Source organism: Candidatus Symbiopectobacterium sp. 'North America' (assembly GCF_015762685.1).
In the GTDB taxonomy this organism is placed as follows: Bacteria; Pseudomonadota; Gammaproteobacteria; order Enterobacterales; family Enterobacteriaceae; genus Symbiopectobacterium.
In genome coordinates this window covers 1-13414 of sequence record NZ_PEHF01000086.1, presented here as the reverse complement: position 1 = coordinate 13414, position 13414 = coordinate 1, and the positions used below count along the sequence as shown (strand labels likewise).

Below are 13414 nucleotides of genomic sequence, written 5' to 3'. Positions count from 1 at the left end.
CTCACCGGCGGCGTTTCTTTTGTCGGGTAGCCTGACTACAGCTTTTTGAACTGGCGATTATCGAGGCTCTGCGGCACCTGCTTGTTGAGAAAATTGAGCAGCAGCATGGAGCGGGCTTCACCGTCAGGTTCACTGTAAATCGCCTGTAGCCCGGTAAACACCCCTTCGGTGATCAGCACGGTATCCCCGGGATACGGTGTTTGTGGATCGTGAATCATCTGTACTGGGTGTTGCGTCAGTTCGGTAATGACGGTCACGGGGATGACGGCAGGCAGAGCGCCGAAACGGATAAAGTGGCTAACGCCCCGTGTAGCGGCAATCGTGGTGGTATGGATGCGTTCGGGATCGAATTCAATAAACAGGTAGTTGGGAAACAGTGGCTCGCTGACTTCCGCGCGTTTTCCCCGCACGATCTTTTCCATTTTGATCATCGGGCTCAGGCACTTAACGGCTTGGCGTTCAAGATGTTCCTTGGCGCGCAGCAGCTGCCCACGTTTACAATACAATAAATACCAGGCTTCCATAATGTGTTGTGTCGATGATCTGTCAGTCGATGAGCATTGCCGGGAAGCATAACAAAACCCTGTGCGGATAAATAGCGGCATGAAGAAGCGACAGAATTGGCAAGAAACCTTATAATGTCGTTTTCACAGACTGCATTGACAATCAGCATGAAATATCGTGATTTACGTGAATTTCTCGCGTTTCTTGAACAGAAGGGAGAACTGAAACGCATTCGCCACCCTGTCAGCCCCCATTTGGAAATGACGGAGATTGCCGACAGAACGCTGCGTGCGGGCGGTCCGGCGTTGCTGTTTGAAAATCCCACCGGTTATACCATGCCCGTGCTGTGCAACCTGTTCGGCACCCCGGAGCGGGTGGCTATGGGCATGGGACAGGATAGCGTGACGGCGCTGCGTGATGTCGGCAAGCTGCTGGCCTTTTTGAAAGAGCCTGAGCCGCCTAAAGGATTTCGAGACTTGATGGAAAACATGCCCAAATTCCGTCAGGTGCTCAATATGCCCACCAAACGGCTGTCATCGGCTCCTTGTCAGGAGCAGGTCTGGTCTGGGGAAGACGTCGATCTGACCCGTATTCCTGTGATGCAGTGCTGGCCGGAAGATGCAGCTCCCTTGATCACCTGGGGCTTAACGGTTACACGTGGGCCGAACAAGGCGCGTCAGAATATCGGTATTTATCGCCAGCAGGTGCTGGGTAAAAACAAGCTGATCATGCGGTGGTTATCTCATCGCGGCGGCGCGTTGGATTTCCAGGAGTGGTGTCAGGAAAATCCCGGTCAACGCTTCCCGGTTTCTGTCGCGCTCGGTGCCGACCCAGCGACTATCCTTGGTGCAGTAACCCCGGTGCCAGATACACTTTCCGAATACGCCTTTGCCGGGCTACTGCGCGGTTATAAAACCGAAGTGGTGAAATGTCTCTCCAATGATTTGGAAGTGCCCGCCAGCGCGGAAATTGTGCTGGAAGGGTACATTGAACCGGGAGAAATGGCGGCGGAAGGGCCGTATGGCGATCACACAGGCTATTACAATGAGGTGGATAACTTCCAGGTGTTTACCGTTACGCATGTGACGCAGCGTAAGGACGCCATTTACCACTCCACCTATACCGGACGCCCACCCGATGAACCTGCCGTATTAGGGGTGGCGCTGAATGAAGTGTTCGTGCCGATTTTGCAAAAACAATTCCCGGAAATTGTCGATTTTTACCTGCCGCCGGAAGGGTGTTCCTATCGTCTGGCAGTCGTCACCATGAAAAAACAGTACGCCGGTCATGCCAAACGGGTGATGATGGGCGTATGGTCTTTCCTGCGCCAGTTTATGTATACCAAGTTTGTCATTGTCTGCGATGACGACATCAATGCGCGTGACTGGAAAGACGTTATCTGGGCGATTACCACCCGTATGGACCCGGCACGAGATACGGTATTGATGGAAAATACGCCAATAGACTATCTGGATTTCGCGTCGCCGGTGTCGGGGCTGGGTTCCAAAATGGGGCTGGATGCCACCAATAAGTGGCCCGGTGAAACTCAGCGCGAGTGGGGGCATCCCATCAAGAAGGATCCCGAGGTGTGTGCCCGTATCGATGCCATATGGGATGTGCTTGCCATTTTTAACGACAGCCCGCCGCGTGCTTGATGTATGGTGTGCCGCTGTTACTCGTTTTGCTTTTATCACCCTTAGAGGGAATGCATGACAACATTGAGCTGTAAAGTGACATCCGTAGAGGCGATAACGGATACGGTTTATCGGGTACGTTTGTTGCCGGAAGCCCCTTTCTCTTTCCGTGCCGGTCAGTATTTGATGGTGGTAATGGATGAGCGTGATAAGCGCCCGTTCTCGATGGCATCAACGCCGATGGAACAGCAGTTTATCGAACTGCACGTAGGGGCCTCAGAGCTGAACTTGTATGCGATGGCGGTGATGGATCGTATTCTGAAAGAGCGCGCTCTGACGGTGGATATCCCCCACGGTGATGCCTGGCTGCGCGAAGAGAGCGATCGTCCGCTGATCCTGATTGCTGGCGGCACGGGGTTCTCTTATGCGCGCTCTATCTTGCTGACGGTGCTGGCGCATCAACCTGAGCGCGAGATCGCGATCTACTGGGGTGGGCGGGAGATCAAGCACCTGTATGATTTGACCGAGCTACAGGTTCTGGCGAGCCAACACGCGAATTTGCAGGTTATCCCTGTGGTTGAGCAACCGGAACAAGAGTGGAACGGCAGAACGGGTACGGTGCTCAGCGCGGTATTGCAGGATTATGGCACACTGTCAGGCCACGATATCTACATTGCAGGCCGCTTTGAAATGGCAAAAATTGCCCGCGAGCGCTTCTGTAACGAGCGTGGTGCATTGATTGACCACCTCTACAGCGACGCCTTCTCCTTCATTTGAGTGCCTTAAAAAACGTGCTGTTCCCGGCGGAGTTCATCAACGAATGGAAACAGCACGTGTGCTAAAGGTGCACCAAAGCATCTTACGTTGTGACCATGCAGACCCGCACGAGTCGCAACGGGATGCGCTACCGATTACTTAAATTCATAGGTTTGCACCGTCCAGCGCCGCGCCTGCTCGCTGATGGTGAAGCCCAATCCCGGGCGGTCAGAGACCCACATCCGGCCATCACGCAGCTCCAACTGTTCGTTAAACAGCGGGTTCAACCATTCAAAGTGTTCCAGCCAGGGTTCGATGGGGTAGGCTGCGGAGAGGTGCAGGTGCACTTCCATTGCGAAGTGCGGTGCCAGTTTATTACCGTGTTTGGCCGCCAGATCCATGATTTTCAAAAACGGTGTCACGCCGCCAACGCGCGGAGCGTCTGGCTGAATGAAATCGCAGGCGTTGCCGAGGATCAGTTGCTCGTGTTCCTGGAAACTGGTCAGCATTTCGCCGGTAGCAATCGGGGTGTCCAGTGCAGTTGCCAACGCCGCATGACCCTCGACATCATAGGCATCCAGCGGTTCTTCAATCCACACCAAATTGAACGCCTCCATTTTTCTGCCCATACGGATGGCAGTTTCACGATCCCATTGCTGGTTGGCATCGACCATTAACGGGAAGTCATCGCCCAGCGCCTGACGCACGGCGGTTAGGCGGCGAATATCCTCTGCGGTATTCGGTTGGCCGACTTTGATTTTAATGCCGCCAATGCCATTTTCGCGGGAAATCACCACGTTTTTCAGCACTTGCTCGAGCGGCTTATGCAGGAAACCGCCAGAGGTGTTATAGCATTGCACCGAATCGCGGTGGGCGCCCAGTAGCTTGGCCAGCGGTAATCTGGCGCGTTTGGCCTTCATATCCCACAGCGCAATATCAATCGGGGAAATGGTTTGTACTGCCATACCGCTGCGCCCGACGGAAGCACCGGCCCACAGCAGTTTGGTATAAATCTTGTCGATATCGTTAGGGTCTTCGCCGAGCAGATTATCGGCAATCTCTTTGGCGTGCGCGTAAATACCCTGACCCCCCGCGCGTTTGGAGTAGCTGAACCCTATGCCCTCAAAGCCATCCCGCGTGCGGATTTCAGCGAATATGATCGCGACTTCTGTCAATGGCTTTTGGCGTACCGTTAACACCTTGGCGTCACTCACTGGCGTTGCCAGTGGTAAAAAGGCTAAGGAGATCTTCACCTGTTCAATACGATCCCCAGTCTCTGCTGCTGTCGGGGAGTGTGCAGTTACGGCATCTGAATTGGCGTGTAGGGTCATGATGGCATCCTGAAATAAAATGATTGCGATAACATTCTTAGATCGAACCTATTGTCAGCGCTATTATCACGCGTTGTTTTTGTATAATAGATCACAAATTGAGCAGCATTGATTTGTAATCTCCTGTGGCGTATGAGGTGATCGTGGGTATTGGCATCAATGATATTAGTAATATGTTATCGCAATCATTTTGTGGTAAAGATCGCGCCAGTCGGTCTGGCGGGTGGAAAACCGTGCCACTATTTAGGATAATGCCAACGTCGGAAGTCTGACCGTTGATAAGGAAACACGTCATTGAAAAGCGATAAGCGTGCCAAGGGTAGCCAACCGCGTACGCCCACACTTGAGGATGTCGCCAGAGCATCTGGGCTGTCGCCAATGACGGTAAGCCGGGCGTTGAACACGCCCAAGCTGGTAAAGGCGGCGACCATCGACAAGGTGATGGAAGCGGTGCGCATTACCGGCTATATCCCCAACCTGCTGGCTGGTGGGCTGGCCTCTCGCCGTAGCAAGCTTATTGCCGTGGTGGTGCCGCAGATCAACAACGCCATGTTTGTCGATACCATTCAGGCCATCAGCGATGAGCTGGACGCGGGCGGCTATCATATGCTGCTCTGTGTGGCGGGGTATTCCGATGAAACAGAAGCAGAAATTGTGGCCACGTTATTGTCACGTCGCCCTGACGGGGTGGTGTTGACGGGTATTCATCACACGCCGGAATTGCGCAAAATCATCCTCAATGCGCAGATTCCAGTGGTCGAAATTTGGGATTTGACACCAACCCCGCTGGATATGCTGATTGGTTTTTCCCATGAGAAGATTGGCTTTGCAGCAGGAGACTATCTGCTGGGTAAAGGCCATCGGCGTTTTGGTTTGATTTGGGCCGCGGATAGGCGTGCGGCGCAGCGAAAAAACGGTTTATACGACTCCTTAGCGCGCCAAACCGACTGCGCGCTGAGTGAAGTCATCGTGCCGTTACCCGCCTCGATGGCGGCGGGGCGCACTGGGCTACGCCAGCTATTCGCGCAAGGTGAGCCGTTGGATGCGATAGTCTGTAGTTCTGATACTCTGGCGCAGGGCGCCATTATGGAAGCGACGGCACAAGGTGTAGCCGTGCCGCAGCAACTGGCCGTTATGGGATTTGGTGATTTGGCGTTTGCGGCGCACAACGTGCCATCGATTTCAACCCTGGGCGTCGACAGTTGGAAGATGGGCAAAGAGGCTGCCACGATGCTTGCTGACAAGATTGAAGGAAAAAGCACGGAAAGTCCGATTATTGATATCGGATTTACCCTGATTGAGCGGGACTCTGCCTAGTGAATGCGCTCCGCGCCACGCCGGAGAGATAACCGCTCCGACGTGTGCTTTGGCAAATTATCCCCGTTCAAACACCGTAGCAATACCCTGGCTGAGACCGATGCACATGGTCGCTACGCCAAACTGTACGTCGCGCTGTTCCATCAGGTTGATCAGCGTGCCGGAAATGCGCGCACCGGAGCAGCCGAGCGGATGATCGAGCGCGATAGCCCCACCGTTCAGGTTCACCTTGTCATCGATGATTTCCAGCAGTCCTAAATCTTTCAGACAAGGCAGCGTTTGCGCGGCAAAGGCTTCGTTGAGTTCAAACACCCCGATATCTGTCAGCGCCAATCCTGCGCGCTTTAACGCCAACTGTACGGCAGGCACTGGGCCGTAGCCCATAATGGACGCTTCGCAGCCGACCACGGCCATCGCCTTAATGCGCGCGCGTGCGGTCAGCCCCCGCTCCCGTGCTTGTGATTCGCTCATGACGAGCATGGCGGCTGCGCCGTCAGAGAGGGCGGAGGCATTGCCTGCGGTCACCGTGCCATGCGCCGGATCGAAGGCGGGTTTCAGGCTGCTCAGGCTTTCTACCGTGGTGTCGGCACGAATCACCTCATCATCGTGAAACACATGCAGTATGCCATCCGCATCGTGGCCGACCGTGGGGACGATTTCATGGCGGAAGGCACCGCGTTGGGTTGCCTGCCAGGCGCGTTGATGAGAGCGAGCGGCGAACTGATCCTGCATGTCACGGCTGATGTGATGAATGCGTGCCAGCATCTCTGCCGTCAGCCCCATCATCGCAGCCGCTTTTGCCACGGTGCGGCTCAGGCCAGGATGAAAATCGACGCCGTGGTTCATCGGCACATGTCCCATATGCTCCACACCGCCGATCAGGCAAGTGTTGGCATCCCCGACCATAATGGCGCGGGCGGCATCGTGCAGTGCCTGCATGGAGGAGCCACAGAGGCGGTTGACCGTGACTGCGGGCACGGTCGGCGGAATCTCCGACAGCAGCGCCGCATTGCGGCCGATATTAAAACCTTGCTCCAGCGTTTGTTGTACGCAGCCCCAATAGATATTGTCTATCTCTTGGGCGACCAGCGCCGGGTTACGGCTCAGCAAGCTGCGCATCATGTGGGTGGAAAGATCTTCGGCGCGCACCTGACGGAATGCACCCCCCTTTCGAGCGTCCCATCGGGGTGCGGATGGTGTCGACAATAACAACGTTTTCCATATTCTGTGACCTCATGCCGATTAACCGAGAGAGATACCCGCGTGCGGTGCCGCTGGGGGATAATAGCTGTCGTTACGCTCTGCCAGCTGACGCAGGCCATCGGGGATCTGATATATCGCCCCGAGGGATTCCAGGGCGTTAGCCTGTAGCGCATAGTCGCGGCTGCCCAGCGTATCGAGATAGCGACAGGCACCGCCGTGGAACGGTGGGAACCCCAGGCCATACACCAACGCCATATCGGCTTCTGCGGGGCTGGCGACAATGCCTTCTTCCAGACAGCGGGCGACTTCGTTGACCATCGGGATCATCATGCGGGCGATAATCTCTTGTGCAGTAAAGGTGCGACTGTCGTTGGCGACCTCCGACAGCAGCGCATCGACGCTTTGATCTTGCTCTTTTACCGGCTTGCCCTTCTTATCGGACGTATAACGGTAGAACCCTTGTCCGTTTTTCTGACCATAGCGCTGATGTTCGAACAGCACATCAATCGCGTCGCGTGTGGTTTTCTGCATACGCTGTGGGAAACCCTGCGCCATAACCGCCTGGGCATAATGAGCGGTATCGATACCGACCACGTCCAGCAAGTAGGCCGGTCCCATGGGCCATCCGAACTGCTTCTCCATCACTCTGTCTATCTGGCGGAAGTCAGCACCATCACGCAGCAACAAGCTGAAAGCGGCAAAGTAGGGGAACAGCACGCGGTTGACGAAAAAGCCGGGGCAATCGTTCACCACGACAGGGGTTTTGCCCATCTTGCTGGCGTAGGCCACCACGCGTGCGATGGTTTCGTCGCTGGTTTGCGGGCCACGGATGATTTCCACAAGTGACATACGGTGCACCGGATTAAAGAAGTGCATGCCGCAGAAACGCTCAGGATGTTGCAGGGAGTTTGCCAGCAACGTGATGGGGATCGTCGACGTATTGGAGGCCAGAATAACGTTTTCGCCAGTACTTTCCCTTTCACTTTGGGGTTTTCCACCACCGCTTCCACCACGATATCGATATCCGCAAAGCGGCCATAATCAAGCGTTGGCTGAATGTGGCTCAGGATATTCGCCATTTTCAAACCGTCCAGCTTGCCACGCGTCAACTGGCCGTTGAGCAATTTCGCAGCCTCTGTCATACCCAGTGCCAGCGCTTTGTCGTTGATGTCTTTCATCACAATCGGCACGCCCTTGTAGGCAGATTGGTAAGCAATGCCGCCACCCATAATACCCGCGCCCAGCACGGCGGCCTGCTGCGGTACGGATACCGCACCTGACAGTTTCTTAGCCTTGCCCTTAACATACTGATCGTTGAGAAAAATACCGACCAGAGCACGCGCTGCTGACGTTGCAGTAAGCGTCACAAAATTCTGTGTTTCGATGCGCAATGCATCATCGCGCGTCATCCCCGCCGCGGCTTCAACGGTTTTGACCGCGGTCAGGGGGGCGGGATAATGTTTACCGGCGGTTTGTGCCACCATCGCTTTGGCCATGGTAAAGCTCATTGCTGCTTCTATCGCATTGAACTTGAGCGGTTCCCGCTTTGGCTTGCGGTAGGACAACCAATCAATCTGGCCGAAAATGGCCTGACGGAGAACGTCTGCTCCCGCCGCCGCCAATTTTTCATCGGGCACCACCGCATGAGCCAGGCCGATTTTCAACGCCTCTGACGCATCGATGTCTTTTCCTGCGGCAATGATTTCCAGCGCGCTGTCGGCTCCCAACAGGCGCGGCAGGCGAACAGAGCCGCCAAAACCGGGCATGATACCGAGTTTGACTTCTGGCAGACCGATGCGCGTGGACGGTGTGACGATACGGATATCTACCGCCAGGGCACATTCACAGCCGCCGCCAAGGGCATAGCCGTTGATGGCGGCAACCGTCGGCACCGGCAGATCTTCAAGACGATTGAAGATACGGTTGGCCTGTTCTAACCAGGTCTGAAGATGCTCGCGCGGTGCTGCGAACAGCGACAAGAATTCGGTAATATCAGCACCGACGATAAATGCCGGTTTGTCGGAGCGCAGCAGCAGGCCTTGTAAGCCTTCCAACTGCTCAAGCACGGTCAACGCATTGCCCAGGCTGGCAACGGTTTTGGTATCCAGGGTATTCACCGAGCCGGGAGAAGCAAAGACCAGTTCAGCGATCCCTTCCTCCAGCCAGCGCACGTAGAGCGTTTCACTTTGATAAAGCATAGCGATCTCCAGAAACAGTATAATGATCTGGTACGACCAGATGAGTGAATTGTGGCTGAATGTTAAATAAATGCAAATAAAAGATTAATTATTTGCCATTTCGATCACAAAGCGCTCGCCGCTACCCTCCTGCGATCACTGTGATACACTGAGCGTATCTTGCTGTGGTTAATGAGTATCTTCATGAAAAAGCTGGCATCTTTGTTCCACCAGCATCTGGCGACGATGCAACAGCACGCTCAAAACGTACTGACGCAGCATCAGCTTGATGCGGTGTTAATTCATTCCGAGGAGCCCCTGACGCGTTTTCTGGACGATCAGGAATATCCCTTCAAGGTTAGCCCCCAGTTCAAAGCCTGGGTTCCGGTGACCCACGTGCCCCATTGTTGGCTGTGGGTGGATGGGGTTAACAAACCCAGATTGTGGTTCTATTCTCCGGTCGATTACTGGCATAACGTTGCGCCATTGCCGGAGAGTTTCTGGACCAAAGACATCGACGTGAATGTGTTGCGTAATTCGGACGAGATTGGTGCGCTGTTGCCAGCGGCACGCGATCGTGTGGCTTATCTTGGCTATGTGCCTGAACGTGCGCTGTCTCTGGGTATTGCCCCGCAACATATCAACCCGAAACCCGTACTGGATTATCTGCACTACTATCGGGCCTATAAAACCGACTACGAACTGTTCTGTATGCGTGAAGCTCAGAAAACGGCAGTGGTCGGGCACCGTGCCACGCATGAAGCTTTTCTGTCCGGCATGAGCGAGTTCGATATTAATCAGGCCTATCTGACCGCTACAGGTCATCGGGATACCGATGTGCCGTATGACAATATCGTCGCGCTCAATGAGCACTCCGCGGTGCTGCACTATACCCAGCTTGAACAGCGGGTGCCGTCAGAGGTTCGTAGTTTCCTGATTGACGCCGGTGCGGAATATTATGGCTATGCTGCCGATTTGACCCGTACCTACGCGGCGCAAAGCGATCATCTGTTTGCACAGGTCATCAAGGATTTGAATCAGGAACAGCAGGCGCTGATTGAGTCAATGCGGGTCGGCGTGCGCTATACCGACTACCATATTCAGATGTATCAGCGCGTGGCAAAACTGCTGCACCGTCATCACCTGGTGCAAGGGATGAGCGAAGAGGCGATGCTGGATAGCGGATTGACCGGGGTCTTTTTGCCACACGGACTGGGCCATCCGCTGGGTTTACAGGTGCACGATGTAGGCGGTTTCATGCAGGATGAGCGCAGCACACATCTGGCAGCGCCAGAAGCCCATCCCTACCTGCGCTGCACGCGTGTTATGCAACCTCGTATGGTGCTGACCATTGAGCCGGGTATCTATTTTATCGAATCGTTGCTGGCGCCGTGGTCAATACAGCCAGCATATTGATTGGAAAAAGATCGATATGTTGAAACCGTTTGGTGGGATCCGCATCGAAGACAATATCGTATTCCATGAGAAACGCGTTGAAAACATGACGCGGGATCTGAATCTCGCCTGATGCAACGTTATAAGATTCCAGCGAGTGAAGTCAGCGTCAGCGAAGAGATAAAAAAGAGTCGTTTTATCACGCTGTTGGCACCGACTGACGGCGTGGCGGCGGCCAAGGCCTATGTGCAGCAGGTGCGCGAGCGGTATTCCGATGCCGGGCACCACTGCTGGGCCTTTGTTGCCGGGGCACCGGATGATTCGCAACAGCTTGGCTTTTCGGATGATGGTGAGCCCTCAGGAACGGCGGGAAAACCTATGCTGGCGCAGCTGATGGGGAGCGGAATCGGTGAGATAACTGCTGTCTCAGTGCGCTACTATGGCGGCATTCCGCTAGGTACCGGGGGATTGGTCAAAGCGTATGGCGGCGGTGTCCAGCAAGCATTGAAGCACGTGGAAACGCTGGAAAAAGTGCTGCGCACGTCGTATCTGCTACAATGCGACTATACCTTACATGCGCCCGTTAGCGTGTTGATTCGGCAAATGGGCGGTGAAGTGAATCACTGCGATTATGGTGCAGAAGTGACGTTGCAGGTAGCGATCCCTGACAGTGCTTACCAAGAAACGGTGCGCCGTTTGCGCGATATAAACAGGGGAGCGTTGCAAATATCCATTATATGATAATAATTCAGCGCTGTTTGATGACTCGTTAAGGATATTTCGCCATGCACCTGCGCGCCATTACCCGCATTGTAGGGTTACTGGTTATTCTGTTTTCCGGGACCATGTTTATCCCTGACCTGGTTGCTCTGATTTATCGTGACGGCGCAGGACGGGCATTTACGCAAACCTTTCTGGTTGCCCTATCTATCGGCAGCGCACTCTGGTTTCCCAATCGTAAACACAAGCATGAGTTGACCTCGCGAGAAGGCTTCTTGATCGTGGTGCTGTTTTGGACCGTGCTGGGTAGCGTAGGAGCATTGCCCTTTATCTTCTCTGAACATCCAAACCTCAGCGTCACTGATGCCTTTTTTGAATCGTTCTCCGGCTTAACCACCACGGGCGCGACCACGCTGGTCGGGTTGGATTCTTTGCCAAAAGCCATTCTGTTTTATCGGCAGATGTTGCAGTGGTTCGGCGGGATGGGGATCATCGTATTAGCGGTGGCGATTCTGCCTATCCTCGGCGTTGGGGGCATGCAGCTTTACCGTGCTGAGATGCCTGGGTCGTTGAAAGATAATAAAATGCGGCCTCGCATCGCGGAAACCGCGAAAACATTATGGATGATCTATGTGTTGCTTACCGTGGCCTGTGCGGTAGCGCTGTTGTTGGCGGGGATGTCACTGTTTGATGCTATCGGACACAGCTTTTCCACCATTGCCATCGGCGGTTTTTCAACCCATGACGCCAGCATCGGCTATTTCAACAGCCCTACCATCAATACCATCATCGCGGTGTTTCTGCTGATTTCCGGCTGTAATTACGGTTTGCACTTTGCTATGCTGAGTGGCAGAAGTCTCAAGGTGTACGGTCGCGATCCGGAATTTCGCATGTTAATCTTTGTTCAGATGTCGCTGGTGGCGGTGTGCACACTGGTGCTGTGGTTCCATAATGTTTACGACAGCGGTATCCAGACGCTGAATCAGGCGTTTTTCCAGGTGGTGTCCATGGCGACCACCGCAGGGTTTACCACCAGCAGTTTTGCCGCCTGGCCGCTATTCTTGCCCGTTTTGCTGTTATGCTCTGCTTTTATCGGCGGGTGCGCGGGGTCGACGGGCGGTGGCTTAAAAGTGATTCGTATCCTGCTGTTGTTCTTGCAAGGACATCGAGAGCTCAAACGATTGGTGCACCCAAACGCGGTCTATACCATCAAGCTTGGACGTCGTGCCTTGCCGGAGCGGATCCTCGAGGCGGTATGGGGCTTTTTCTCCGCGTATGCGTTGGTGTTTATTGTCAGTATGCTGGCAGTTATAGCTACCGGTGTGGATGATTTTTCTGCTTTTGCCGCTGTCACGGCGACGCTAAACAATCTGGGGCCGGGATTAGGGGTAGTGGCCGATAACTTCACCACCATGAATGACGCAGCGAAATGGATTCTGATTTCAACCATGCTGTTCGGGCGTCTTGAAGTGTTTACCTTGCTGGTGTTGTTTACACCTACGTTCTGGCGCGAATAACCTAAAACAAAAAGCCAAAGAGCAATGAACTATGAAAGCGTTGATACTTTTTTCCAGTAAGGATGGTCAAGCCAAGGCTATCGCCTCTTATATCGCGACGGTGCTAAAGGGTAAGGTCGAGTGCGATGTGGTGAACATCACGGCCGCTGACAATATCGAACCCGCGCATTACGATCGCATTCTGATCGGTGCTTCGGTACGCTATGGTCATTTCCAGCCCGAGGTTTATGCTTTTATCAAACAACACGTGGGGGAATTGCAGCGTCTGCCAAATGCTTTCTTCTCTGTGAATCTGACCGCGCGTAAGCCAGAGAAGCGCACGGCACAAACCAATCCCTACACCCGGAAGTTTTTGCTGCGCTCCCCGTGGCAGCCAGCACTGTGCGGTGTGTTTGCCGGTGCACTGCGCTATCCGCGCTATGGTTGGCTCGACCGGGTGATGATTCAGCTTATTATGAGAATGACCGGTGGTGAGACGGACAGCAGTAAAGAGATTGAATACACCGATTGGCAACAGGTTGAGCATTTCGCACATGAATTTGCTCTGCTTGGTGCCAAAAAACGCGTTTAATGCTGATGTTTAGTACGCCCTGCCGAAAAAACACGCACTCGGAAATAAAATTGAAATTAGCCCTTGTCAGGGCGCGAGAAGTGTCTATAGTGCGCCTCCACTGACACGGCAACAGCGACATGCGGTTGCGGTAACAGTCGGAAAGTTAAACGTGAAATTGAAAAATTAACGTTGACTTTTCAGCGGTGCAGCGTAGTATACCCCTCCCGCGCCACGGTAGATGTGGCAACGCTCTTTAACAATTAATCAGACAATCTGTGTGGGCACTCACAGGACTTTATCGTAAAGC

At 54.1% G+C, this 13414-nt stretch carries 8 protein-coding genes and 3 pseudogenes; 7 read left to right on the top strand and 4 right to left on the bottom strand.

Annotated elements, in window-relative coordinates; translation table 11 throughout:
• Positions 1-35 precede the first annotated feature (35 nt).
• A complete protein-coding gene (gene rfaH, locus CS369_RS18290) occupies positions 36-524 on the bottom strand; it encodes a transcription/translation regulatory transformer protein RfaH (RefSeq protein ID WP_196908189.1) in 489 nt (162 codons plus the stop codon).
• Positions 525-671: 147 nt separating this feature from the next.
• Here rfaH and ubiD point away from each other — a divergent pair, with 147 nt between their 5' ends.
• Positions 672-2159 (top strand): 4-hydroxy-3-polyprenylbenzoate decarboxylase, encoded by a 1488-nt coding sequence (gene ubiD / locus CS369_RS18285; RefSeq protein WP_196908246.1) that lies wholly within the window; start codon positions 672-674, stop codon positions 2157-2159.
• A gap of 54 nt (positions 2160-2213) precedes the next feature.
• Positions 2214-2915 (top strand): NAD(P)H-flavin reductase, encoded by a 702-nt coding sequence (gene fre, locus CS369_RS18280; RefSeq protein WP_196908188.1) that lies wholly within the window; start codon positions 2214-2216, stop codon positions 2913-2915.
• Between the two features lie 134 nt (positions 2916-3049).
• Here fre and CS369_RS18275 read toward each other — a convergent pair whose 3' ends face one another.
• Entirely contained in the window at positions 3050-4225 is a 1176-nt protein-coding gene (locus tag CS369_RS18275; protein WP_196908187.1) for an L-talarate/galactarate dehydratase, read from the bottom strand.
• A 294-nt stretch (positions 4226-4519) separates the two neighbouring features.
• Between CS369_RS18275 and CS369_RS18270 the strand changes: the two genes are divergently transcribed.
• Positions 4520-5542, top strand: a complete 1023-nt coding sequence (locus CS369_RS18270) for a LacI family DNA-binding transcriptional regulator (protein ID WP_196908186.1) — start codon at positions 4520-4522, stop codon at positions 5540-5542.
• A 57-nt stretch (positions 5543-5599) separates the two neighbouring features.
• Here CS369_RS18270 and fadA read toward each other — a convergent pair.
• Together fadA and fadB are read right to left on the bottom strand one after the other, a co-directional pair.
• Positions 5600-6764 (bottom strand): annotated as a pseudogene (fadA, locus tag CS369_RS18265) (acetyl-CoA C-acyltransferase FadA).
• A gap of 20 nt (positions 6765-6784) precedes the next feature.
• A pseudogene (gene fadB, locus CS369_RS18260) lies at positions 6785-8943 on the bottom strand (fatty acid oxidation complex subunit alpha FadB).
• Positions 8944-9126: 183 nt separating this feature from the next.
• Here fadB and pepQ point away from each other — a divergent pair.
• The 4 genes and pseudogenes from pepQ (at position 9127) to hemG (ending at position 13125) form a co-directional block, all read left to right on the top strand.
• Positions 9127-10450, top strand: a pseudogene (pepQ, locus tag CS369_RS18255) (Xaa-Pro dipeptidase).
• Positions 10450-11058, top strand: a complete 609-nt coding sequence (locus CS369_RS18250) for an IMPACT family protein (protein WP_196908185.1) — start codon at positions 10450-10452, stop codon at positions 11056-11058. Before pepQ ends, CS369_RS18250 begins: the two are co-directional and overlap by 1 nt.
• A 44-nt stretch (positions 11059-11102) precedes the next feature.
• Positions 11103-12554, top strand: a complete 1452-nt coding sequence (gene trkH, locus CS369_RS18245) for a Trk system potassium transporter TrkH (protein ID WP_196908184.1) — start codon at positions 11103-11105, stop codon at positions 12552-12554.
• A gap of 31 nt (positions 12555-12585) precedes the next feature.
• Positions 12586-13125, top strand: coding sequence for a menaquinone-dependent protoporphyrinogen IX dehydrogenase (hemG, locus tag CS369_RS18240; protein ID WP_196908183.1), 540 nt, complete (start codon positions 12586-12588; stop codon positions 13123-13125).
• Positions 13126-13414: the final 289 nt, after the last annotated feature.

What these genes read in the sequence shown, in the direction of transcription:
- fre (WP_196908188.1), top strand. Translation starts at nt 2,214, where the DNA reads ATGACAACATTGAGCTGTAAAGTGACATCCGTAGAGGCGATAACGGAT.
- CS369_RS18250 (WP_196908185.1), top strand. Translation starts at nt 10,450, where the DNA reads ATGCAACGTTATAAGATTCCAGCGAGTGAAGTCAGCGTCAGCGAAGAG.
- ubiD (WP_196908246.1), top strand. Translation starts at nt 672, where the DNA reads ATGAAATATCGTGATTTACGTGAATTTCTCGCGTTTCTTGAACAGAAG.
- rfaH (WP_196908189.1), bottom strand. Translation starts at nt 524, where the DNA reads ATGGAAGCCTGGTATTTATTGTATTGTAAACGTGGGCAGCTGCTGCGC.
- trkH (WP_196908184.1), top strand. Translation starts at nt 11,103, where the DNA reads ATGCACCTGCGCGCCATTACCCGCATTGTAGGGTTACTGGTTATTCTG.
- CS369_RS18275 (WP_196908187.1), bottom strand. Translation starts at nt 4,225, where the DNA reads ATGACCCTACACGCCAATTCAGATGCCGTAACTGCACACTCCCCGACA.
- hemG (WP_196908183.1), top strand. Translation starts at nt 12,586, where the DNA reads ATGAAAGCGTTGATACTTTTTTCCAGTAAGGATGGTCAAGCCAAGGCT.